The sequence below is a fragment of the Rhizobium metallidurans genome (genome assembly GCF_014196505.1).
GTDB lineage: Bacteria > Pseudomonadota > Alphaproteobacteria > Rhizobiales > Rhizobiaceae > Rhizobium > Rhizobium metallidurans.
Genome location: NZ_JACIDW010000001.1, coordinates 306,572 through 330,488 on the forward strand (window position 1 = coordinate 306,572; position 23,917 = coordinate 330,488).

General features: G+C 62.6%; 22 protein-coding genes. 13 read left to right on the forward strand and 9 right to left on the reverse strand.

Going from position 1 to position 23,917, the window contains the following annotated elements:
* Positions 1–68 precede the first annotated feature (68 nt).
* The 7 genes from GGQ67_RS01405 to GGQ67_RS01435 all read right to left on the reverse strand — a co-directional run bounded on the left by GGQ67_RS01405 (position 69) and on the right by GGQ67_RS01435 (position 8,177).
* On the reverse strand, positions 69–1,091 hold the full coding sequence (locus tag GGQ67_RS01405; RefSeq protein ID WP_183898388.1) for an LLM class flavin-dependent oxidoreductase: 1,023 nt from the start codon (positions 1,089–1,091) through the stop codon (positions 69–71).
* A 478-nt stretch (positions 1,092–1,569) separates the two neighbouring features.
* The gene (locus tag GGQ67_RS01410; RefSeq protein ID WP_183898389.1) at positions 1,570–1,716 is read right to left on the reverse strand and encodes a DUF1127 domain-containing protein; all 147 of its coding nucleotides are present in this window, start codon (positions 1,714–1,716) and stop codon (positions 1,570–1,572) included.
* A gap of 167 nt (positions 1,717–1,883) precedes the next feature.
* On the reverse strand, positions 1,884–2,852 hold the full coding sequence (locus tag GGQ67_RS01415; protein WP_183898390.1) for a 3'-5' exonuclease: 969 nt from the start codon (positions 2,850–2,852) through the stop codon (positions 1,884–1,886).
* 204 nt (positions 2,853–3,056) lie between these two features.
* Positions 3,057–4,736, reverse strand: coding sequence for an ABC transporter permease (locus GGQ67_RS01420; protein WP_183898391.1), 1,680 nt, complete (start codon positions 4,734–4,736; stop codon positions 3,057–3,059).
* 11 nt (positions 4,737–4,747) lie between these two features.
* Positions 4,748–5,710 (reverse strand): ABC transporter substrate-binding protein, encoded by a 963-nt coding sequence (locus GGQ67_RS01425; protein ID WP_183898392.1) that lies wholly within the window; start codon positions 5,708–5,710, stop codon positions 4,748–4,750.
* 28 nt (positions 5,711–5,738) lie between these two features.
* Positions 5,739–6,812, reverse strand: a complete 1,074-nt coding sequence (locus GGQ67_RS01430; RefSeq protein ID WP_183898393.1) for an ABC transporter ATP-binding protein — start codon at positions 6,810–6,812, stop codon at positions 5,739–5,741.
* Between the two features lie 171 nt (positions 6,813–6,983).
* Entirely contained in the window at positions 6,984–8,177 is a 1,194-nt protein-coding gene (locus tag GGQ67_RS01435; RefSeq protein WP_183898394.1) for an MFS transporter, read from the reverse strand.
* Positions 8,178–8,307: 130 nt separating this feature from the next.
* Between GGQ67_RS01435 and GGQ67_RS01440 the strand changes: the two genes are divergently transcribed.
* Positions 8,308–9,201: a LysR substrate-binding domain-containing protein gene (locus GGQ67_RS01440; RefSeq protein ID WP_183898395.1), complete on the forward strand. Its 894-nt coding sequence runs from the start codon at positions 8,308–8,310 to the stop codon at positions 9,199–9,201.
* Between the two features lie 78 nt (positions 9,202–9,279).
* Here GGQ67_RS01440 and GGQ67_RS01445 read toward each other — a convergent pair whose 3' ends face one another.
* Positions 9,280–10,269, reverse strand: coding sequence for an aldo/keto reductase (locus tag GGQ67_RS01445; protein ID WP_183898396.1), 990 nt, complete (start codon positions 10,267–10,269; stop codon positions 9,280–9,282).
* 300 nt (positions 10,270–10,569) lie between these two features.
* On the opposite strand from GGQ67_RS01445, the gene GGQ67_RS01450 reads away from it, so the two are divergent.
* On the forward strand, positions 10,570–10,857 hold the full coding sequence (locus GGQ67_RS01450) for a hypothetical protein (RefSeq protein WP_047504423.1): 288 nt from the start codon (positions 10,570–10,572) through the stop codon (positions 10,855–10,857).
* Positions 10,858–10,948: 91 nt separating this feature from the next.
* On the opposite strand, the gene GGQ67_RS01455 is transcribed toward GGQ67_RS01450, so the two are convergent.
* Positions 10,949–11,659: a transcriptional regulator NanR gene (locus GGQ67_RS01455; protein ID WP_183898855.1), complete on the reverse strand. Its 711-nt coding sequence runs from the start codon at positions 11,657–11,659 to the stop codon at positions 10,949–10,951.
* A 191-nt stretch (positions 11,660–11,850) separates the two neighbouring features.
* Here GGQ67_RS01455 and oiaX point away from each other — a divergent pair, with 191 nt between their 5' ends.
* The 11 genes from oiaX to apnL all read left to right on the forward strand — a co-directional run bounded on the left by oiaX (position 11,851) and on the right by apnL (position 23,871).
* The gene (gene oiaX / locus GGQ67_RS01460) at positions 11,851–13,110 is read left to right on the forward strand and encodes a 3-oxo-isoapionate-4-phosphate decarboxylase OiaX (protein WP_183898397.1); all 1,260 of its coding nucleotides are present in this window, start codon (positions 11,851–11,853) and stop codon (positions 13,108–13,110) included.
* Between the two features lie 4 nt (positions 13,111–13,114).
* The gene (locus GGQ67_RS01465; protein WP_183898398.1) at positions 13,115–14,449 is read left to right on the forward strand and encodes a four-carbon acid sugar kinase family protein; all 1,335 of its coding nucleotides are present in this window, start codon (positions 13,115–13,117) and stop codon (positions 14,447–14,449) included.
* 2 nt (positions 14,450–14,451) lie between these two features.
* Positions 14,452–15,210 carry a triose-phosphate isomerase gene (locus tag GGQ67_RS01470; RefSeq protein WP_183898399.1) on the forward strand — a complete coding sequence of 253 codons (759 nt, stop codon included), beginning with the start codon at positions 14,452–14,454 and terminating at the stop codon, positions 15,208–15,210.
* A 53-nt stretch (positions 15,211–15,263) separates the two neighbouring features.
* A complete protein-coding gene (gene derI / locus GGQ67_RS01475) occupies positions 15,264–15,701 on the forward strand; it encodes a D-erythrulose-4-phosphate isomerase (protein WP_183898400.1) in 438 nt (145 codons plus the stop codon).
* 76 nt (positions 15,702–15,777) lie between these two features.
* On the forward strand, positions 15,778–16,605 hold the full coding sequence (locus tag GGQ67_RS01480; RefSeq protein ID WP_183898401.1) for a phosphogluconate dehydrogenase C-terminal domain-containing protein: 828 nt from the start codon (positions 15,778–15,780) through the stop codon (positions 16,603–16,605).
* A 75-nt stretch (positions 16,606–16,680) separates the two neighbouring features.
* Complete coding sequence (locus GGQ67_RS01485) at positions 16,681–17,622, forward strand: D-ribose ABC transporter substrate-binding protein (RefSeq protein ID WP_183898402.1); 942 nt, start codon at positions 16,681–16,683, stop codon at positions 17,620–17,622.
* Between the two features lie 84 nt (positions 17,623–17,706).
* Positions 17,707–18,351 (forward strand): DUF2291 family protein, encoded by a 645-nt coding sequence (locus GGQ67_RS01490; protein ID WP_183898403.1) that lies wholly within the window; start codon positions 17,707–17,709, stop codon positions 18,349–18,351.
* A gap of 2 nt (positions 18,352–18,353) precedes the next feature.
* Positions 18,354–19,898 carry a sugar ABC transporter ATP-binding protein gene (locus GGQ67_RS01495; protein WP_183898404.1) on the forward strand — a complete coding sequence of 515 codons (1,545 nt, stop codon included), beginning with the start codon at positions 18,354–18,356 and terminating at the stop codon, positions 19,896–19,898.
* Positions 19,895–20,959: an ABC transporter permease gene (locus tag GGQ67_RS01500; protein ID WP_183898405.1), complete on the forward strand. Its 1,065-nt coding sequence runs from the start codon at positions 19,895–19,897 to the stop codon at positions 20,957–20,959. Before GGQ67_RS01495 ends, GGQ67_RS01500 begins: the two co-directional genes overlap by 4 nt.
* 3 nt (positions 20,960–20,962) lie before the next feature.
* Entirely contained in the window at positions 20,963–21,997 is a 1,035-nt protein-coding gene (locus tag GGQ67_RS01505) for a Gfo/Idh/MocA family protein (protein WP_183898406.1), read from the forward strand.
* Positions 21,994–23,871: a D-apionate lactonase gene (apnL, locus tag GGQ67_RS01510; RefSeq protein ID WP_183898407.1), complete on the forward strand. Its 1,878-nt coding sequence runs from the start codon at positions 21,994–21,996 to the stop codon at positions 23,869–23,871. Before GGQ67_RS01505 ends, apnL begins: the two co-directional genes overlap by 4 nt.
* Positions 23,872–23,917: the final 46 nt, after the last annotated feature.

Sequence of the window (23,917 nt, forward strand, 5' to 3'; positions counted from 1 at the left end):
GAAAGCAAATGCCGGACCTCCTCGAGGCCCGGCATCTCTGTTGGCGGGTAGTCTTTGGGCAAAGCGATTCAGCGCCAACCCAGGGCGGGAGCGACGTGGGTCAGGATCTGCTCGACCACATGCGCGTTGTAATCGACGCCCAGCTGATTGGGCACGGTCAGCAGCAAGGTGTCGGCCTCGGCGATCGCTTCGTCCTTGGCCAGCTGCTTCACGAGGGCATCGGGCTCGGCGGCATAGCTGCGGCCGAAGATCGCCCGCGTCTTCTCATCGATGAAGCCGATCTTGTCGTCGCCCTGACCGCTACCGCCGAAATAGGCCCGGTCGCGGTCGTCAACCAGCGCGAAAATGCTGCGGCTGACGGAGACACGCGGCGTGCGCGCATGACCCGCTTCCTTCCAGGCTTCGCGGTAAGCGCGAATCTGCGCGGCCTGCTGCACATGGAAAGGCTCGCCGGTCTCGTCGTCCTTCAGCGTCGAGCTCTGCAGGTTCATGCCGAGCTTCGCCGCCCAGACTGCCGTCGCGTTCGACCCGGAGCCCCACCAGATACGCTCGCGCAGGCCCTCGGAGTGCGGCTCGAGACGCAACAGACCGGGAGGATTGGGGAACATCGGACGCGGGTTCGGCTGGGCGAAACCTTCGCCGCGCAGAACGTCGAGCAGGACTTCGGCATGGCGGCGGCCGATATCGGCATCGGAACCACCCTCGGGCGGCTGATATCCGAAATAACGCCAGCCATCGATCACCTGCTCCGGCGAGCCGCGGCTGATGCCAAGCTGCAACCGGCCTCCGGAAATAAGGTCGGCGGCGCCGGCGTCCTCGGCCATGTAAAGCGGGTTCTCGTAGCGCATGTCGATGACGCCTGTGCCGATCTCGATACGGCTGGTCTTGGCGCCGATCGCGGCAAGCAAGGGGAACGGCGAAGCGAGCTGGCGAGCAAAGTGGTGAGCGCGGAAATAGGCGCCATCAGCCCCAAGCTCCTCGACAGCGACCGCGAGATCGATGGATTGCAGAAGCGCATCGCCAGCCGAGCGCGTTCCGGATTGCGGCGACGGTGTCCAATGTCCGAACGAGAGGAAGCCGATTTTCTTCATGATTTAGCACCGTGGCAGCGTGATTGACGAATGCAAGCTTCATCGCACAGTTCCGGCGGCGGATACAGGTCCGCGTGTGTGACCACAGTGTCAACGCGTCATCGCGTCGAGCGTCAGCTTGACGTCGACAAGCATGGTCCAGAATCGAAAAAGCCTGCCGCGGGAGGAGGTGCGGCAGGCTTTCGAAAAGAACCGAACAACAGCTGGGAGGAGGAGTGCTGTTGTTCCTCAGGCGACCCTGGGAGGAGGAGTGGGGCGCCTGAACCACGAAGCTCTGCGGGAGGAGGTGCATCGCTTCGTTGAAAATGACTATATCCGGTTTCTGTTCATTTTGTAGGCATTATTGTGCAGTGCAGCCATGCATCAGGCGCATGGAATAAAAACCAACGCATGCATGGCGTATTTCTCAGACCGAAACACAGAAACGCCCGCTGCGATCGAGCGGGCGTTTTTGAAGGCAAATGGATTTGCGAAAGACTTACAGCGCCACGGAAGCGCGGGCTACGGCGCGAATGTCGCTGCGGGCGATGCCGAGGTCATTCAGTTCGCGGTTGCTCATCCGGCCGAGTTCGGTAACGGTCTGACGGTACTTGCGCCAGTTGTTCAGGCTGCGTGCTACGTTCATGGTGATCCCCTTTCCTGAGGTTCGTTTGACGTCAGCAACCGTAATTGGCTCCGGCGTCGTTTGATGTCGCTAACATAGGGGCTCCTTTCCAAGCAAAACAGCGATAATGCGTCACGCCACCCATGCATGAAATGCAGAGGTCCGCCTGCCGAGGAAAAGTATCGGAGTTAAGCCCGGAAGCGATCGAAGGCCGTCAGGCGCCGGATTGGCGGGTCGGCGTCCGGCCAGCGGTAGATGTCCGACCGGAGAAAGGTGAGTTCATCCTCGAGCGCGCCCTCGTCCACTTCGACCCACCATGACTTCGGACGGCCGTCGCTGCCGTCTGACCAGCGATAGCCGCGTGCCTTCAGGTGATCCTTCATGTCGAAGGGGCTGTTTTCGGCATAAATGCGGATGCGCGCGTGCTGGCTGGCCGCATAGAGTTCCGAAAACGCGGTGCCTGCGCCCGCATTCTGGCCGAGCACCTCGAGCAACGCGAAGCAATCGTCGACCGCGCGATGGCCATCGTGGAAATAGCCCGCCTGCCCGACGAGATAGCCAAGCTTCGTCCCTTCGAAGCCACGGGCCGACCAGTCGATCTCCGCGTTGGAGCAGGCCCAGGCCTTGCCGGCGAAAATCTGCGAGAACGCCTCGCAGAAAGGCCGGTCGAAACCGGCATTGTGGGCGATGATCAGGTCGGCGGGCTCGATCAGGGCTTTCAACGCCGCCAGATCAATCTCCTGGCCCGCAACCATCGCATCGGTGATGCCCGTCAGCTTGGTGATCTCTGAAGGTATCGTCACCGTCGGCTGCTGCATGCCACCGTAGACGCCGGTGACGTCGCCGATATTGCCGTCGTGGTCGAAGCTGAAGGCGATGACGCCGATCTCGATGATCTCGTCCTTGCGGTGGCTGAGACCCGTTGTTTCGGTATCGAGGACGACGCCATGGAGCGGAAAGCCGGCGCGCTGCGTCGTCGCGACCGCGCGTGGCTCGAGCTTCTTCAAGATCCGGTAGCGACCTGTTTCAAGCAGGCAATCGACCATGCCCTGCTCGCTGACCTCGACTGGAGGCTGCCTCTTCAGCGGCACCTTGCGCGCGGTTTGTCCGGAGGCCTGGCTCGCGCCGCCCGAGAACATGTCGAACTGTTCTGCCATTATCCCTGATCTCTGCCGTCGTCCCCGTTTCGCGGCCGTAGCGAACGAATCGAGTGGATATACCCGTAAAAACAATGGGGAAATCGAGCCGATCGGCAAGGATAAACAGCAAACGGAGACGACCAACGCTCACAGAGGTCATAAACGCTGTGGACAAAACCAAGGGATCGGCCGACACGTCAGCACCGGTACGGAAGCGTAAAACTACTCCGCGACGAGCCCGCTTCGCCTTAGGAGCGAGAGCAGCACCAAGGGGATCAGCGTCGTCAGCACCACCGTGACGAAGGCCATCGCCATGCCGAGACCGATCGACCCCTGCTCGAACTGCCGCCAGATAAAGACCGAAATCGTCTGCATGCCGACAGGCGCGACCAGGATCGACGCGACCAGTTCACGGGTGGCGACCGCGAAGACAAGCAGCATCGCCGTGACCAGGCTCGGCGCGATCAGCGGCAGCAGGATGCGACGAAATGCGGTGAAGGCGCTGGCGCCGCAGACGCGCGCGGCGGCTTCGAGATTGTCGCCGATCTGGTGCAGCGCGGCCGTGGTGTAGCGCATCGTTTGCGGCAGGAGGATGCAGCAATAGGCCAGGAGCAGGATAAGCGGGGTGTTGTAGGGCGTGATCGGTAGCACCGGCTGGTTCCACGCCAGAATAAGCCCGACGGCGACGACCACACCCGGAAGGGCATTCGGCAATGCCGTCAGAAGATCGAGCACCATGCGGCCGCGGAACTTTGTCTTTGCCACCGCATAGGCCGAGACGGCGCCGAGGATGCCGGTCAGCAAGGCGGTGCCCAACCCGAGCGCGAAGCTGTTTCCGAGCGCCCGCAACGCCCCCGCGCTGTTATCGGCGATCGCGGCGAAATTGGAGAAGCCGAGATTGCTGATAGCCAGGCCGCCGGAGATCGTATTCGACAATGCGGTCGCCAGGATCGCCAGAAGCGGGATCACGGTGGCAAGTGTCGTCACCAGCCCAAAGAGCAGGAGAACCGGAATGGTCATCACGCCAAGCGGGCGTTTGTCCTTGGCCTGCGGCTTGCCTCCCGTGGTCACGTAGGAGCGGCGGGAAAGTATCCATCGCTGTGTCATGAAAGCGGCAAGCGACAGAATGACCAGCACCAGCGAGAAGACGGCGGCGCCGGCAAGGTCGATGGGCCAGTCGGAAATGCGCAGGTCGATCTCGGTCACCAGCACGTCGAAGCCCGAGCGACGACCCAGCGCCGCCGGCGTACCGTACTCTTCGATCGCCGCGGCGAAGACGAGGAGAAGGCTGGCGGCCAGCCCCGGCGTCGAAAGCGGCAGCGTTATGCGCCAGAAGGCACGCCAGGACGAAGCGCCGAACACACGACCCACGTCGGCATAGCGCGCGCCGACCGCTTCGATCGTGCGCGAGACCGCGAAGTAGACAAGCGGAAAGGTGTTGAGCGCCATTACCGTCGTCATACCCGCCAGTGAGAACAGGAAGGGCGCGAGGTGAACGCCGGTCAACTGCTGCAGATAGCCGCGCGGCTGCAGCGTCATGATCCAGCCGAGGGTCGCGATATAAGGCGGGATCATGAAGGGAACGAGCAGCGCCACGTCCCAGAAGATCGCGAAGGGCACCTTGAACAGGGCGCGGAAGACGGCGAGCGGCACCGCCAGCAGGGCTGCCGCCAACATCACGCAGATGCCGAGAACGACGGAGTTGCCGCTCATCCGCAAGAGCTTGGGATCGGACAGCATCTGCGGAAGATGCAGGAAAGGGGCGGCAAGAGAACTCCGCCCCAGATCAGGGAAAATCGCCTGTAGGACAATGAAGACGAACGGCACGGCCACGACGACAATCAAACCCGATGTCGCCACCCATGCTATCGGCCCGGTGCCGGCTGCGCCGTTCGCTTTCATACTCTTCAGTCTCAGTTGCCGGCAGCGAAGATCTTGCCGAATTCCTTCAGCGTCTCGTCACGCTTGCCATAGACGGCGGCGGCATCGATCTTGAGAACCTTGAGATCGGCAACCAGCGGACGGTTGGCGGGGATGTCGCTGCGGGCCGGCATCAGGTAGGTCGCGGCGACCAGCTTCTGGCCTTCGTCGGACAGCATATAGTCGATGAACTGCTTGGCTTCATCCTGATGCTTCGACCAGTTGAGGATCATCGCCGGACGCGGGGCGACGACGGTGCCGGAAGCCGGGAAGATGACGTCGATCGACTCGCCCTTTGCCTTGCCGGCGAGCGAGATGTAGTCGACCGCGCCGAATACGGCGGCCTTCGCACCCTGCAGAACCGGGTTCAGCGCTTCGGCATTGGCGCCGGCGACAACGGCGCCGTTGGCATCGAGCTTGGAGAAAAGGTCCCAACCCTGGCTACCGGAAAGAGCAGCCACCAGCTCGAAGCTTGCACCCGACTGCGCAGGATCGGGCAGATTGACCATGTCCTTGTACTCAGGCTTGGCGAGGTCGGCCCATTCGGTCGGCTTCGGCGTCTTGCTTGCAGGGTTCCAGGCGATGCCGAGCGCGGACACGCCCTGTGCGACGGCCGTCTCGGACTTGAGGAAATCAGGAACCTTGGCGGCGTTCGGGCTGGTGTAGGAAACGAGCCAGCCACGCTTGGTGAAATCCGTCGCCGTATCCCAGGATGCCGAGATGAGAACGTCGACGACGGGATTGGCGGCTTCGGCTTCGATACGCGCCATGATCTTGCCGGTCGTTGCCTGGAATACCTCGACCTTGCTGCCGGTCTGCTTCGTGAAGCCCGCGGCGAGCTTCTCGATCAGGCTGCCCGGGCCGGCGGAGTAGACGGTGATGTCAGCATGCGCGACGCCCGCAGTAAGTACGCCTGCGATGAGGGCAAGGCCCGCACCGAAGAATGATCTGCTCATATGTGCCTCCATAAGTGGTTGATATGTTTTACTTGCGCGTGAACCAGCGCATGTCCCCGCTATCGATGACGAGGCTCACCACCTCGCCCGCGACAACGCGCTGACGCGCCAGGAATGTGAGTTCGCTTGCATCGGGACGCGCGCCAAGCGCGACCGTGGTCAAATAGCCGTCGCCACGAAACTGCGAGTGGACGACCTCGGCGGAAAACCCTTCCCCCGATGTCAGGCGTACGGCCTGAGACGGCAGTAGTACATGCGTCGCGCCGGCAGGAGCCGTATCGTCCTTCAGCACGATGCCGGTTTGCTCGAGACGAAGACCGTTATCGCCGCGAGTGACCGGAACGACGCAGCCGAGGCGCAGAAATTCCGCGACCTCGGGCGTTGCCGGCGCGCTCACCAGCGTTTCGGGTGCCGCCATCTGTTCTATGACACCGCCGCGCATCACGGCGACCTGATCGGCCAGCGAAAACGCCTCGCTCTGATCATGGGTGACATAGATGGCGGTGAGACCGAGATCCGACATCAGCGCGCCGATCTCACGCACCATGGTCTCGCGAAGTTCGCGGTCGAGGTTCGACATGGGTTCGTCGAAAAGGACGATGGCGGGCTCGGCGACGATCGCGCGGGCAATCGCAACGCGCTGCTGCTGCCCGCCGGACATATCGCTGATCCGCCTAGCGCCGAAGCCGCCGAGACCGACCCGCTCGAGAGCCGTCGCGACACGCCGCTCGCAGTCCTTTCGGCTGACACCGCGCATCTCCAGCGGGAAAGCGATATTGTCCGCGACGCTTAAGTGCGGCCAGAGCGCATAATCCTGAAACACCATGCCGAGGCCGCGCTTTTCCGGCGGCACGAACAGGCCACCCGCGGCATCGGCCACCACGCTTCCGTCGATCTTTACGCTGCCCTTGGTCGGCGCCAGCAGGCCGGCCACCAGTCGAAGAAGGGTGGTCTTGCCGCAACCCGACGGGCCGAGCAACGCCAGAACCTTGCCCTTTTCGAGCGCAAGATCGACGTTCTTTAGGACCGCGTTCTGGCCAAAATGCAGGCTGAGACCCGACACCGACACGGCGGCTGGTTGTGCAGAAAAAGTGGATGTCATGACAATCAACGGAGAAAATTTAGCCGCTTATAGTCAGACCGAATGACACTTTCGTGACACAATCGTGAACATGGGATGTATGCTGCCATGTAGTTCTGGGGCGCCGATCCGGAGAGGTGCGGAGCGGAGGGCAAAGATCCCCCCGCTCCTTGTTTCAACAGGCTAATGGCCTCAGGCCGCGGAGGCAGCGGTCTTGGTCGATGGAAGCGTCCGTCGGTCCAGCGCGCCGCTCCAGAGCGTGAGAACAAGAGCTCCGACGACGAAGATGGCGCCGACCCATGGCGTGGCCCCCAGGCCGAGCGACGAGGCGACCACGAGGCCGCCGACCCAGGCGCCCGCGGCGATGCCGAGATTGAAGGCGGCGATATTCAAGGCCGAAGCGACGTCGACCGCTGCAGGGCGAACCACGCCTGCGAGCTGCACGACATAGATCTGCAGGCCCGGCACATTGGCGAAGGACAGGAAGCCGAGGGCCGCGAGTGTCGGGATCGTCAGCCATGGCGACACGGCGGTGAAGCTGAAGATGGCGAGAACGATGGCCTGCGCCGTGAAGAGCCAGGCAAGAGCCTTGATCGGATCGCGGTTCGCCAAGCGCCCGCCTATGATGTTGCCGATGGCGATAGCGATGCCGTAGAGCACCAGGATCAGGCTGACGCTCGACGCCTGGAAACCGGTTACCTGCTCAAGGATCGAGGCCAGGAAGGTGAAGGTGACGAAGGTGCCGCCGTAACCGAGAGCGGTCATGGCGAAGACAACAAGCAGACGGCCGCTGCCGAGAACCTTGACCTGCTCGGTGATCGTCGTCGCAGGCGCCTTCTTGAGGTTTGCCGGCAGAAGGATCCAGAGACCCGCGAAGGCGATGACACCGAGGCCGGCGACGGCCGCGAACGTCGCGCGCCAGCCGAAGGTCTGGCCGATGAGCGTACCAAGCGGAACGCCGGTTACGATCGCCACCGTCAATCCCATGAACATCATGGCAATGGCCGAGGCGCGCTTGTCTTCGGGAACGAGATCCGCGGCGATGGTGGAGCCGACCGAGAAAAAGACGCCGTGCGCGAAGGCGGAGAGAACACGGGCGACGAGCAGAGGTGCGTAGCCCGGGCTGAGCGCTGCCATCGTGTTGCCGAGGATAAAAAGGGCCATCAGGCCGAGAAGCAGCAGCTTGCGATCAAGGCGACCGGTCAGCGCGGTGAGGATCGGCGCACCGAAGGTGACGCCGAGCGCGTAGACGCTGACGATCAGGCCGGCGAGCGGCAGATCGATCTGCAGATCATTGGCGACTGTGGGCAGGAGCCCGACGATGACGAACTCCGTCGTGCCGATCGCGTAGGCCGCGACCGTCAAGGCAAAAAGGGCAAGGGGCATTGTGAATCCATCCATTGACGATGCCGACAAGCGGCGAGTTGGGATGGCTGAAATATGGCCCACTGACATTACCGCGATAAGCGGCTATATTTCCTCAACAGTTATGAATTTAATTCACAGGAACAGGCAAGTGGACAACACCGTCGGCGAAATGGAAGTCTTCGTGCATACGGCGAGGCTGCAGAGCTTTTCAGCCGCGGGGCGGTTGCTGCGCATGTCGCCTTCGGCGGTCAGCAAGCTGGTGAGCCGGCTGGAGGAGCGCCTCAAGACCCGTCTGGTGGTCCGGACCACGCGCAGCCTGCAGCTGACGCCGGAGGGCGAGGTCTATCTCGAGCGCGCGCAGCGCATTCTCGAGGATATCAAGGAGGCCGAACAGATCGTGTCGACAGGCGGCGAGGTCGCGCCGCGCGGACGGTTGCGGGTCAGCGCTTCGGTGGCCTTCGGGGTACGCCATGTCGTGCCGCTGGTGCCGGAGTTCCTCGCCCGCTACCCGAACGTCCAGCTCGACCTCTCCCTGACCGACGGCATGATCGACATCGTCGAGGAGCGCGCCGATGTCGCGATCCGCTCTGGCAATCTGCGAGACACGTCGTTGAAGGCCCGCAAGCTGATGGACAGCCGGCGCGTTGTGGTGGCGGCCCCCGGCTATCTCGAACGCATGGGAAACCCGGAGAAGCCGGCCGATCTCCACCGGCACAACTGCATGACATTCAACTTCCGGCAGACATGGGAAGAGTGGCCGTTTCGAGACCCCGCAACCGGGCAGAGCTTCTCAAAGGCGGTCCATGGCAATGTCGAAGTGAACAACGGGCCGACCATTCGCAGTCTTTGCCTGGCGGGCGTCGGGCTTATCCGGGTGGGCAGGTTTCACGTGCAGGAGTACATCGACGACGGTCGCCTCGTACCGGTGCTGGAGGCGTTCAACCCAGGAGATATCGAGCATATTCACGCCGTTTACCCCGGCCACCCGCATTTGGCCAGCCGCATCCGGGCGCTCATCGATTTCCTCGCCGAACGAATCTAGCCGAGACAGCCAGCTTGTTGACGCGGAAACGGCGCACCCGAGGCGCACCGTTTCCATGTTCCAATTCAGGCCCGTATCCTAGAGACCTGTCGTCTTCATCAGCTGCTCGGGATACCGCTCGCCCTCGACCCGAATGGCGGCCGCGGCGGTTTCGATGCGTACGAGATCGTCGGAGCTCAGCGCGATGTCCGTCGCGCCGAGATTTTCCTCGAGACGATGCAGCTTCGTGGTGCCCGGGATCGGTACGATCCAGGGCTTTCGAGCCAGCAGCCAGGCCAGGGCGATCTGTGCCGGTGTCGCCTTCTTGTCTTCGGCGATGCGCTTCAGAAGATCGACCAGTGCCTGGTTTTTCGCCATTGCCTGGGGCGTGAAGCGCGGCAGCAGCTTTCGGAAGTCGCCCTCGCCGATCTTCGTGTCCCTGGTCATCGCGCCGGTCAGGAAGCCCTTGCCAAGCGGGCTATAGGCAACCAGCGCGATGCCCAGTTCCTCGCAGGCTTCGAGAATGCCGTTGGTCTCCGGCCCGCGCGTCCACAGCGAGTATTCGTTCTGCAGCGCGGCGACCGGCTGCACCGCATGGGCGCGCCGTACGGTCTGTGCGCCCGGCTCCGACATGCCGAAGTGCTTCACCTTGCCTTCCGCGATCAGATCCTTGACGGTCCCGGCCACGTCCTCGATCGGCACGGCGGGATCGACCCGGTGCTGATAGAGGAGGTCGATGACATCGACGCCGAGGCGCTTCAGCGACCCCTCGGCCGCCTTGCGGATCTGCTCGGGGCGGCTGTTGACGCCGGCCATCTTGCCGTCGACGATATTAAAGCCGAACTTCGTGGCGATCACGACCCGGTCACGCACCGGCCGGAGCGCCTCGCCGACGATCTCCTCGTTGGTGTAGGGTCCATAAACCTCGGCGGTGTCGAAGAAGGTCACGCCACGCTCGACGGCCTGCCGGACCAGCGTCACGCCATCCTCGGTGCTCAGCGCGTGGCCATAACTGAAGTTCAAGCCCATGCAGCCGAAGCCGAGGGCCGATACTTCAAGTCCGCTTTTTCCAAGTATTCGCTTCTGCATCTTATGCTCCTTGAGGACGGCGCTCGCCGTCTTGCGTCGGTATGAGCGGGACGTGACTTTGGCACGCTGGGACGGAAGTCACGATGCTTCCCATATGCCCCAAGCACGCCGGATACGCCCGAGCCAGCAAACTAGCACCGCGCCCACGGCTGCATTAGATCATGATTTCGGCATGAACTTATGTTTTCGGCTCATGAGTGGGAGAGAAACGGGCGAACATTGATGAACCGCCGATCGCGCCTACATCAAGCATTATCGGCGGCTGTTGCCGCGCACCTTTCAGGGAAGGGGGTCGTCCATATGAAGGGATCGAAGACGATTGTGCAGATGAGTGTCCGCGAACGGCAGGATATCCTGGCCGCCGTTGCCGATGCACTTGAAACCAGTGCCAAGGAGGCATTGATAGAGGGCAATGCGAGTTTCGCCGCGAGCTCGGGTAACCTGGCGCTGACCATTCGTGGCAGCGTGCATGGACTTGCGAATACCGATCTCAAGGCCGCCGAGTTCCTGCTGCAGCAAGCCATGACACTGATCGAGCAATTCCGCTTTCGCGACCCGCATCGGCCCGAGACGCTGACGCTTCATTGAACCGAGAATGGACGCAGACCGATTGCGGCTATCTGAGCGGCCGTGATCAAACGCATTCGCGTACCTCTTCAGACGCCGACAACCAGAAACGTCAGTCGCGGTTGCTATAAAGCGCGCTGGAGCGCTCGAGGTGCTTCAGGATCGCCGCTTCCGCGCCGTTGGCATCGTTGGCGGCCAGACAGTCGAGTATCTGTTCATGCTCGACCAGCGTGAATTTTTCCTTGCCGGTCCAGATCAGCATGTCCGTGTGGTAGGCCTTCAGCCATGCCAGCATCGCCTCGCTCACGGCGACGAAGATCGGGTTGCCCGAGATCTGCGCGATCCGCGTATGGAACTGCATGTCGGCGGCGATGAATTCCTCCGCGCTGCCGAGCGACCGGCGCTGCTCCTCGACGATGTCGCGAAGGTCATCGATGTCGGCGGGCGTTGCCTTGACCGCCGCTTCGCGCGCCATGCCGCGTTCGAAGAATATGCGTGAACTCTTCAGATGGTCGAGCGAGTCGGCGGACTGCGCCAGCATGATCTTGGCCGTCAGGTCGACCTGGCGGAAAATCGACTTGGCGGTCAGTTGCAGAACCTTGGCGCGCTCTCCGTGCGAGATATTGACCAATCCCATGTTGGCCAGCGACTGCATCGCCTCCCGGATCGCCGGCCTTCCAACCCCGAAGCGCTCCATCAGCACCCGCTCCGAAGGCATTTCGTCGCCGGGGCGAAGCTCACCCGACGTGATCATTCTCTCCAGTCGATCGAAAACCTCATCGGATAGTTTACGACGCACGATCTGTTCGATTGGCTGGCTCATGGTGTCTCGCTGGCTCACAATATCCCTCCTTTATGCATGCTAGCGTTACGGCAAGAAAGGCCGTCGTCTGAAATCGGTCTGTGGTTCCTTCAAAAAATTTTCGTTGCAGAAATTGGAATACTCATTATACCAGTTCACGAGTTGACGCCATGGCAAACTTTCGGCCGAGGCAGGAGGAGCAACGAAACCTCATGATGATCACAGTCACCTACCGCATCGAAACGACCGGCAGCGTCGAGGCCATGGCCGCCAAGATCGCGAGCGATCAGTCGACCGGCACGTTCGTCCCCGTTCCCGGCGAGACGGAAGAGCTGAAGGCCCGCGTCGCGGCACGCGTTATCGCCATCCGTCACCTGCCCGATGCGGAATACCCGACCTGGCCGGAAGTAGCACCCGGCAGCGGCCCCATTCACCGCGCCGATGCCGATATCGCCTTCCCGATGGACGCGATCGGCACCGATCTCTCCGCCCTGATGACGATCGCGATCGGCGGCGTCTTTTCGATCAAGGGCATGACCGGCATCCGTATCGTCGACATGAAATTGCCGGAAGCCTTTGCCTCCGCCCATCCCGGCCCGCAATTCGGCCTGCCCGGCAGCCGCCGGCTGACCGGCGTCGAGGGTCGGCCGATCATCGGCACGATCGTCAAGCCGGCGCTCGGCCTGCGCCCGCATGAGACAGCGGAACTCGTCGGTGAACTGATCGAGTCCGGCGTCGATTTCATCAAGGATGACGAAAAGCTGATGAGCCCGGCCTATTCGCCGCTCAAGGAGCGCGTCGAGGCGATCATGCCGAAGATCCTCGATCACGAGCAGAAGACCGGCAAGAAGGTCATGTACGCCTTCGGCATCTCGCATGCCGATCCCGACGAGATGATGCGCAATCACGATCTCGTCCTGAAGGCCGGCGGCAACTGCGCCGTCGTCAACATCAACTCGATCGGCTTCGGCGGCATGAGCTTCCTGCGCAAGCGGTCGGGCCTCGTGCTGCATGCTCATCGCAACGGCTGGGATATCCTGACCCGCGATCCGGGCGCCGGCCTCGATTTCAAGGTCTACCAGCAGTTCTGGCGCCTGCTCGGCGTCGACCAGTTCCAGATCAACGGCATCCGCATCAAGTATTGGGAGCCGGACGAAAGCTTCGTCGAATCCTTCAAGGCCGTCAGCACGCCGCTGTTCAGCAAGGCCGACTGCCCGCTTCCCGTCGCAGGCTCCGGCCAGTGGGGTGGCCAGGCGCCGGACACCTATAACCGCACCGGCCGCACCACCGATCTGCTCTATCTATGCGGCGGCGGCATCGTCAGCCATCCCGGCGGCCCGGCGGCTGGCGTGCGCGCCGTGCAGCAGGCCTGGCAGGCGGCGGTCGCCGACATCCCGCTCGACGAATACGCCAAGGATCATCCGGAACTCGCGGCCTCGATCGCGAAATTCGGCGACGGCAAGGCAGCTTGAGACCATGACCAAACCTCTGCTTACCTATTACGGTGACGATTTCACCGGCTCGGCCGACGTCATGGAGGCGCTCGCCTCCAACGGCGTGCCAACCGTGCTGTTTCTCGGCATCCCCAGCACCGAGACCGCCAAGCGTTTCGCCGATTACCGCGCCTTCGGCATTGCCGGCACCAGCCGCAGCGAGACGCCTGAGTGGATGGAGAAGCATCTGCCGGCGATCTTCGAATGGCTGAAGGCGCTCGACGCCGACATCTGCCATTACAAGGTCTGCTCAACCTTCGATTCCAGCCCCGCGATCGGCAACATCGGCAAGGCGATCGAAATCGGCAAGGCGCTCTACGGCCAGCCGGTCGTGCCTGTCGTCGTCGGCGCGCCGCAGCTGAAGCGCTTCACGGCTTTCGGCAATCTCTTTGCCGCTTACCAGGATCGTTACTACCGTATCGATCGCCATCCGGTCATGAGCCGCCATCCGGTCACACCGATGGCGGAAGCGGACCTCACTTTACATCTCGGCAAGCAGACAGCGCTGCCCGTGGCGCTCGCCGATCTCGTGACGATATCGGCAGCCGATGCCGACCAGCGTGTCGACAAGACGATGGCGGAGCTCGACGGCATCCTGCTGATCGATGTGGATAGTGCCCCGTCTCAGGCTTTGGCGGGCCGTCAGATCTGGCGGGCGAAGCGCGAAGGAGGCCTGTTTACGGCCGGTTCCTCGGGCGTCGAATACGCATTGCTGCAGGCATGGAAGGCCGAAGGCCTGCTCGGCGAACCGACAACCTTCGCCGAGCCGGGCAAGGTCGATCGCCTCGCCGTCGTCTCCGGAAGCGTATCGCCCACCACCGAACGGCAGATCCGCAACGCGACGGAAAACGGCTTCGACGGCATCGCCGTCGATCCGCTGGATCTCGTCGGCGAAAGCGGTGATCGCGCCATCGATGCGGCGGTCACGGAAGGCGTCCAGCGCCTCAAGGACGGCCGCAGCGTCATTCTGCACACGGCGCTCGGCTCATCGTCGGACAAGGGCACCGATATCGATCGTATCCCCGGATCGCGCCACCGCCTCGGCTCGGCTCTCGGCACGATCCTGCGCCGGTTGATCGAAACCGAGAAGTTGCCGCGCGCGGTCATCGCCGGCGGCGACACATCGAGCCACGCGCTGCAGGAACTGCGCGTCGATGCTCTGACGACGCTGCTGCCATTGCCGCAGACCCCCGGTTCGCCACTCTGCACCGCGCACGGCAACTACGCGCCGACCAACGGGCTGCAGATCGCGCTCAAGGGCGGCCAGGTCGGAACCGACGGCTATTTCGCACAGATCCGCGACGGACGAAGGACTTGAACATGCGCTACTGGGTTGGCACCAGCTTCAAGATGAACAAGACGCTCGGCGAAGCTCTCTCCTTCGCCGAAAAGCTCGCAGCCGCCGATGGCGATCGCCACGCGGATATCCAGCGCTTCGTCATCCCGCCGTTCACGGCGGTGCGCGAAGTCAAGAAGGCCCTTGCCGATAGCTCGGTGAAGGTCGGCGCACAGAACATGCATTGGGACGCGGCCGGCGCCTGGACCGGCGAAATCTCGGCCCCGATGCTGAAGGATTGCAACCTCGACATCGTCGAACTCGGCCATTCCGAGCGTCGCGAGCACTTCGGCGAGACAGACGAAACCGTCGGCCTGAAGGTCGAAAGCGCCGTCAACCACGGCCTGATCCCGCTGATCTGCATCGGCGAGACGCTGAGCGAACGCAATGCCGGTGATGCCGACGCCGTACTCAAGCGCCAGGTGGAAGGCGCGCTGGCGCGCGTTTCCGGCGTTGGCAAGAGTGCGGAAATTCTTCTTGCCTACGAACCGGTCTGGGCAATCGGCGTGAACGGCATTCCGGCGACCGCCGATTACGCCGACGAACGCCACGCTCGCATCGCCGACGTGGCCGCCAAGGCGCTCGGTCGCGCGGTTCCGGTTCTCTACGGCGGCAGCGTCAATCCTCAGAATTGCGAGGAACTGATCACGCAGCCGCACATCGACGGGCTGTTCATCGGTCGCTCTGCCTGGGCCGTCGAAGGCTATCTCGACATTCTGAAGCGCGTCGCCGCGGTCATCTGATCGCAGCGACCAATCCCTCATCCAGCCCCCGAATGATTGAAAGGACACAGACCATGAAAATCGCAATCGGAGCGGATAGCGCCGGCAAGCCCTTGCTTGACGTGATCGCCGCCCATCTCGCCACCAAGGCGGGCCTCGAAGTGCACGATCTCAGCCAGTCCGGCTTCTACGCCGACCTGTCGCAGAACCTCGCGCAGACCATCGTCGACGGCCAGCATGAGCGCGGCATCCTGATCTGCGGAACCGGCATCGGCGTCTCGATTTCGGCCAACAAGGTTCCCGGCATCCGCGCCGCGCTGACGCACGACACATACTCGGCGGAGCGCGCCGCGAAGTCCAACAATGCGCAGATCATCACGATGGGCGCGCGCGTCATCGGCCCGGAACTTGCCAAGTCGATCGTCGACACCTGGCTTGCATCCGAATTCGACCCGAAGGGCGCTTCCGCGGGCAATGTCGACGCCATCAACAGGCTTGATGCGGTTAAGTAATACTTATCCTGGCGTGGTGATTGACTCATCATACCAGCAACGTTAACAATTCCAGCAAAACACGAAGTGAGGAAACATGACTTCCATTGCTCTGTTCGGCGCCGGCGGCAAAATGGGCTACCGGCTTGCGAAAAACCTCAAGGGTTCGCGCTACGACGTTCGCCACGTCGAAATCAGCGATGTCGGCAAGGCACGCCTCAAGGACGACCTCGGCCTTTCGACCGTGGACGTGGACGTTGCGCTTGACGGCGCCGACGTCGTTATCCTGGCCGTTCCGGACACGCATATCGGCAAGGTTGCCGCAGGCATCTCCGACAAGCTCAAGGCCGGCACCATGGTCATCGCGCTCGACGCGGCGGCGCCGTTCGCTGGCCACTTCCCGGACCGTCCTGATCTGACGTATTTCGTCACGCATCCGTGCCACCCGCCGATCTTCAACGACGAAACCGACATGCAGGCCAAGAAGGACCACTTCGGCGGTCTCTTCGCCAAGCAGCACATCGTTTCGGCTCTGATGCAGGGTCCGGAAGAAGCCTACGCCGTCGGCGAAGAAGTCGCCAAGACGATCTGGGCGCCGGTCATGCGCTCGCACCGCGTCACCGTCGAGCAGATGGCGATGCTGGAGCCGGGTCTGTCGGAAACCGTTGCCGCCTCGCTGCTCGTCGTCATGAAGCAGGCCATGGATGAGTGCGTCGCACGCGGCGTTCCGGAAGAAGCCGCCCGCGACTTCCTTCTCGGCCACCTGAACGTGCTCGGCGCTGTCATCTTCGGCGAAGTCCAGGGCGTGTTCTCGGACGCTTGCAACAAGGCTATCGAATTCGGCATTCCCGCCCTGATGAAGGACGACTGGAAGCGCGTTTTCGAACCGCAGGAGATCGCTGACAGCATCAAGCGTATCACCTGATACCGATCCCGGGAGGGGGCAACCCCTCCCCTTTCACCGCCCTGCTGGGAACAGGGCTCTTTTTGGGAGGAAACCATGAGACTGACACGTAGACTGACCGTCGCTGCCTTTGCCAGCGCGCTTGCACTTGGCGTTGCCATGCCCGCTTTCGCGGCGGACCTGATCGCCATCATCACCCCCGCACACGACAACCCGTTCTTCAAGGCTGAAGCCGTCGGCGCCGAAGCCAAGGCGAAGGAACTGGGCTATGAAACGCTCGTCATGACCCATGACGACGACGCCAACAAGCAATCCCAGATGATCGACACCGCCATCGGCCGCGGTGCGAAGGCCATCATTCTCGACAACGCCGGCGCTGACGCCACCGTTGCCGCCGTGAAGAAGGCCAAGGACGCGGGTATTCCGTCCTTCCTCATCGACCGCGAAATCAACGCCACGGGCGTCGCCGCCGCGCAGATCGTTTCCAACAACTACCAGGGCGCCCAGCTCGGCGCGCAGGAATTCGTCAAGCTGATGGGCGAGAAGGGCAATTATGTCGAGCTCGTCGGCAAGGAGTCCGACACCAATGCCGGCATCCGCTCGCAGGGCTATAACGACGTCATCGGCGACTATCCGGACATGAAGTCGGTTGCCAAGCAGTCGGCCAACTGGAGCCAGACGGAAGCCTACGCCAAGATGGAAACCATCCTGCAGGCCAACCCGGATATCCAGGGCGTCATCTCCGGCAACGACACGATGGCCATGGGCGCGATCGCCGCGCTCCAGGCCGCCGGCCGCAAGGACGTGATCGTCGTCGGCTTCGACGGCTCCAACGACGTCCGCGACTCCATCAAGTCCGGCGGCATCAAGGCCACCGTTCTGCAGCCCGCCTACGCACAGGCACAAATGGCTGTCGAACAGGCCGACGCCTACATCAAGAACAAGACTCTTCCCAAGGAAGAGAAGCAGCTGATGGATTGCATTCTCATCAACGCTGACAACGCCGGCAAGCTCGAGACCTTCGCGCTCAGCAAGTAATAACGGCTTGAGACCAGTGACGAAGAGCGCGATCATCGGCGCTCTTCGTTCTTTATCCTATTCCATAAGATTGGAGTTTCGTGGATGGCGAGGGTCAGAAGCGCGGTCGTGATCGCATTGCTTGCGATGGCACTGCCGGGCTGCAAAATCATCAAAACGCCGACGGCGGAAGAAACGGCGGCGGAGACCGCCAAGAACGCTTTCGATCCCGCGGCGAAAGTCGAGGCCATCTGGCAATCGCAGGCAATTCCCTATGTGCAGAAGCGCGCCGGCGAGCTGAAGGACGTCGTGGCGCTTGCCGCGTCCAGCCCGGACCAGGCCGGCGAAAAATTCGGCAACACCCGCAAGCAGGCGAGCGCGCCGTGGACCTATGCGGTCAAACTGAGCGGCAAGGTCGTCGCGGCCGACACCGCCTCGCGCGCGGCCACGATCGACGTGGACGCCGATGGCGACGGCAAGGCCGACGCGAAGGTGCAGATCGGCCCCGCCGTGCGCGGAACGGCGCTGCGCGACACGCTTGAATTCGTCAATTTCAACGAATTCAAAAATCAGATCGAGTGGGCGCAATTCGGCAAGGCGTTCAACGAGAAGATCAATACCACCCTTCTGGCGCCGCTGCCGCGCGACGGATTGGCCGGCAAGACGGTGACGGTTACCGGCGCCTTTCCGCTGCCGGCATCCGGACAATTGCCGCTGATCACGCCGGCCGAACTGACGGTGGGGCCGTAACGATGGGCGAAACGATCGAACACGACGTCATCCTGCGCCTCGAGGAGGTGTCGAAGGTCTATTCCGGCATCGTGGCCGTCAAGCGCGCTGACCTCGAACTCAGGCGCGGTGCGGTCAATGTGCTGGTCGGCGAGAACGGCGCCGGAAAATCGACGCTGATGAAGATCATCGCCGGCGTCGAGCGGCCAACGCTTGGACGCATCATCCTCGATGGCGAAACGGTCTCCTTCGACAGTCCGGCCGACGCGCAGGCGCACGGCATCGGCATGATCTTCCAGGAGCTCAACCTGTTCGCCAACATGTCTGTGGCCGAAAACATCTTCGCCACCCGTGAGATTACCCGCGGCATACGCGGCATCGACCACAGGGCGCAGATCGAAAAGGCGAACGCGTTTCTGGACCGCCTGGACGCCGGCATCAACGCCGAAACCATGGTCGAGGATCTGCCGATCGGCCAGCAGCAGTTGGTCGAGATCGCCAAGGCGATGTCGCTCAACGCCCGGATCCTGATCATGGACGAACCGACATCGGCGCTTTCGGCCGCCGAGGTCGAGATCCTGTTCAAGGTCATCGCCGAATTGAAGGCGCAGGGTGTCGCCATCGTCTACATCTCGCACCGGCTGGAAGAGCTGATGCGGATCGGTGACTACATCACCGTGCTGCGCGATGGCCAGATCACCGGCCATGCGATGGTCCGCGACATCGACACCAAGTGGATCGTCCGCTCGATGATCGGTTCGGACGCCAAGGATTTCGCCAAGGCGGCGGAACATGAATTCGGCCCGGAGGCCTTTCGCGCCGAGGACATCAGCCTGCCGCGCAGAACCGGCGGGCTCGCTGTCGATCATGTATCGCTCTCGGTGCGGGCGGGCGAGATCCTCGGCATTTACGGCCTGATGGGGGCGGGACGCAGCGAGTTCTTCGAATGCGTGATCGGCAGCCACAGGCACTCCACCGGCAAGATCTTCATCGACGGCCAGGAGGTGCGCGCGCAAGACACCACCGGACGGATCAAGAAAGGCCTTGCCCTCATACCCGAGGACCGTCAGCGTGAGGGTCTGGTGCAGGTACTCTCGATCGCCAGCAACCTGACGCTCGCAAGCCTCGATCGCTTCACGCGGATCTTTCACATCAAGGCCAATGCCGAAAAGCAGGGCATCAACGACATGATCCGCGATCTGTCGATCAAGGCGCCAAACCCGGAATTCGAGGTCACCTCGATGTCCGGCGGCAACCAGCAGAAGGTGGTCATCGGTAAGGCGCTGATGACCAATCCGAAGGTTCTGCTGATGGACGAGCCCAGCCGCGGCATCGACGTCGGCGCCAAGGCGGACGTGTTCCGCACCATGCGCAGACTGGCCGCCAAGGGCCTCGCAATATTGTTTTCAACCTCCGACCTTGAAGAGGTCATGGCCCTTTCCGACCGCATCGCCGTTCTCAGCAACGGCAAGCTGGTCGCCGTCTTCGACAGAAGCGAAGCAACGGAAGAGGCTATCATCGCGGCATCTGCCAAAGGTCACGGACACCAAGGAAAGCTCGCGTCATGACGGCGGACACCTCTTCCACATTCGGGGCCAAGCGATCGAACGGCTCCATTCTCCTCACGCTGATGAAGCTCAGAACCTTCATCGCCCTTTTCGCCGTGATCATCTTCTTCGCGATCTTCGCGCCGAATTTCACCTCCACGGCCAACATGATCCTGATGTCGAAACACGTCGCGCTCAACGCCTTCCTGGCCATGGGCATGACATTCGTCATTATTACCGGCGGTATCGACCTTTCGGTCGGCTCGATCGTCGGCCTGTGCGGCATGGTCGCCGGCGCGCTGATCCTCAATGGCGTGGCGCTGCCGATCGGCTACACGATCTTCTTCAACATCTACGAGATCGTGCTGATCACGCTTGCCGTCGGCCTGGCGATCGGCCTGATCAACGGCCTGTTGATCACCAAGCTCAACGTCGCGCCTTTCATCGCGACGCTCGGGACGCTTTATATCGCCCGCGGCCTCGCGCTGCTCTCCTCCGACGGCCGTACCTTTCCAAATCTCGTCGGTCGTCCCGAATACGCGACAACGGGCTTCGACGTACTAGGCGCCGGCAGCGTGCTGGGCTTGCCTGTCTCCATCTGGATTCTGATCGTGCTCGCCCTACTTGCCGCCTACGTGGCGCACTCGACGCCGATCGGCCGGCATATCTTCGCGGTCGGTGGCAATGAGCGCGCGGCGCGCATGTCCGGCATCCGCGTCGATGTGGTGAAGATCTTCGTCTACATGTTCTCGGGCCTGTGCGCGGCGATCGTCGGCCTCATCATCTCGTCGCAGCTGATGGCTTCGCATCCGGCAACCGGTGAAAGCTTCGAACTGAACGCGATCGCTGCGGCGGTCTTGGGCGGGACTTCCATGTCAGGTGGACGTGGGACGATCGGCGGCACGATCATCGGCGCCTTCGTCATCGGCATCCTGTCGGACGGACTGGTCATGATGGGTGTGTCGTCCTTCTGGCAGATGGTCATCAAGGGGCTGGTCATTATTATCGCGGTGGTCGTGGACCAGGCGCAGCGCCGTCTGCAACAGCGCGTGACTCTCATGCAAATGGCAAAGGCAGGTTAAGCAATGACGGAATTGAATGGCGCACTCATCGGCTGCGGCTTTTTCGCGGTCAACCAGATGCATGCGTGGCAGGACGTGGCCGGGGCTTCGATCGTGGCGATCTGCGATCGCGATCCCGAGCGGCTGCGGATCGTCGGCGACCAGTTCGGCATCGGCAGACGCTACAGCGATGCCGCCGAGATGTTCGCCGACGGCGGCTTCGATTTCGTCGACATCGCGACCACCGTCCAGAGCCATCGCGCCCTGGTCGAGATGGCCGCCGCGCACAAGGTGCCGGCGATCTGCCAGAAGCCATTCGCAAAGACGCTCGACGACGCCAAGGCCATGGTCAAGGTTTGCGCCGAAGCCGGACTGCCCTTGATGGTGCACGAAAACTTCCGTTGGCAGACGCCGATCCAGGCCGTGAAGAAGGTTCTGGAGGCCGGCACGATCGGCCAGCCGTTCTGGGGCCGCTTCTCGTTCCGTTCGGGCTACGATGTCTTCTCCGGACAGCCCTACTTGGCGGAAGGCGAGCGTTTCATCATCGAGGACCTCGGCATCCATACGCTCGACATCGCCCGCTACATTCTGGGTGACGTGGCGGCGCTCAGCGCCCGCACGAAACGGGTCAATCCCAGGATCAAGGGCGAGGATGTCGCAACCATCTTGCTCGACCATGAAAACGGCGCGACTTCCATCGTCGATGTCAGCTATGCCTCGAAGCTCTCGACCGAACCCTTCCCCGAAACGCTGATCGAACTCGACGGCACCGAAGGCAGCATCCGCCTGTCGCAGGGTTACAAGCTCGAAGTCACGGGCAAGAGCGGAACCGAGGTCTCGGACGTGTCGCCGACGCTGCTCTCCTGGGCATCCCGCCCCTGGCACAATATCCAGGAAAGCGTCTACGCCATCCAGCAGCATTGGGCCGAGCGGCTCGCGGCCGGCGGCGAGACCTCGACCGCGGGCGCCGACAACCTCAAGACCTTCGCGCTCGTCGAGGCTGCCTATGACAGCGCCGCCAGCGGCCAGACGGTCGATGTCAAGGCGATGCTGCGATGAGCACGTCGTCCGACAGCTTCAGGATCTACGGCACGCATGCGCTAGAACAGAAGCCGATCCGCCTCACCGCCGGCCGACTGACCGCGGATCTCAGCGACGGCAATCTGCGCACGATCGCCTATGACGGCGTGGAAGTGCTGCGCGCCGTCTCGTATCTCGTGCGTGATCGCGATTGGGGCACCTATGCGCCCGACATCGCCGACCTGATCATCGAACAGCAAGGCGAGGGTTTTTCTGTCCGCTACACCGCCGTTTGCAAGGGTCCCGACGCGACCGAACTCGCGATCGGCGTGCGCATCTCGGCGGAAGCCGGCGCGCCGCTGATCTTCGAGGCGGATGCGCTCTCCGGCACCGGTTTTGAAACGAACCGCTGCGGCTTTTGCATTCTCCACCCGATCGTCGGCGTCGCGGGGGCGCCCGTCGCGGTCGAGCATGCCGATGGAAAGCGCGTCGAGACGCGGTTTCCCGATCTGATCGAACCGTGGCAGCCGTTCATGAACATGAGCGCGATCACCCACACCGTCATGACCAACGTGACGGCGCGGTGCGGCATGGAAGGCGACGTCTTCGAGATGGAAGACCAGCGCAACTGGTCGGATGCGTCCTACAAGACCTACGTGCGACCACTCGCCCTGCCCTGGCCCTACCAGATTCCCGCAGGCGAAACGGTCAAGCAGCGCATCGTGCTCGACATCGCCGACAAGCGCCCGAATACATCGGCCACGACCACGAACGGCCACTCATCGCCGACGACACTCACGCTCGGCGAGCGGCGTGGGCGGATGCCTGCGATCGGCGTTATCGTAACACCTGAGGAAGCGGACGCCGTGGTCAGGGCAAGCGCCGTGCTCGACGAGATCAGGCCGCAGGAACTTCTCTTCCATTTCGATCCGGCGGCGGAGCATGGGGCGGCGGCCTTCGAGCGCTTCGCCGAGGTCGCCAAGCATCATTCCGGCACTTCGACGCTGGAGATCGCGCTGACATGCAAGCAGCCGCTCCTCGACGAGACCAATCTGATCGCAACGCAGATGCGCGATGCCGGCTTCAAGCCCGACGCGATCATCATCTCGCCATCGGTCGATCGTCAATCCACCCCACCGGGCAGCAAATGGCCGGAATGCCCGCCGCTGGAAGAAGTCTACGCGGCCGCGCATGCGGCATTCCGCGATGTCCGCGTCGGCGGCGGCATGCTCAGCTATTTCACCGAGCTCAATCGCAAGCGCGTTCCTTCCGCGCCGCTTTCCTTCATCAGCCATTGCACCAATCCGATCGTGCACGCCGCCGACGACCTCAGCGTCATGCAGACATTGGAAGCCCTGCCCTTCATCACGCGATCGGTCCGCGCCATCTATGGCGACAAGCCCTATCGCATCGGCCCATCGACCATTCCCATGCGGCAAAACCCCTATGGCAGCCGAACCATGGACAATCCCAAGGGCGCCCGCATACCGATGGCCAACACCGACCCGCGTCACAACGGGCTTTTCGCGGAAGCCTTCGCAATGGCCTATGTCGCAAAGGTGCTGGACGCCGAGCTCGAATGCCTGACACTCTCGGCTTTGACGGGAAGTTTCGGCCTTCTCCCCGGCAAGGATGAACCCTTCGCCGCCGATGGGCGCCGTCCGCTCTTCAACGCGGTCAAGACGCTCGCCGGTCTCGCCGGCGCCGAATGGAGGGAATGCATATCCTCCAACCCCTCGCACGTTCTGGCGTTCGCGACGAAGACAGCGGCGGGCGCAACGCTCTGGATCATCAATATCACCGGCAACGACCAGGAGGTCGATCTCGGCTCGCTGAGGCTTTCCGACGCGCTGATGGGCGGCGTGCTGACGCTTTCACCTTATCAGGCGACCTCAGTCGCGCTTTCGGAGTGAGCCGATGTCTGGAAAGTCTAGCGATAACTTTCCAGACCCGACAAAC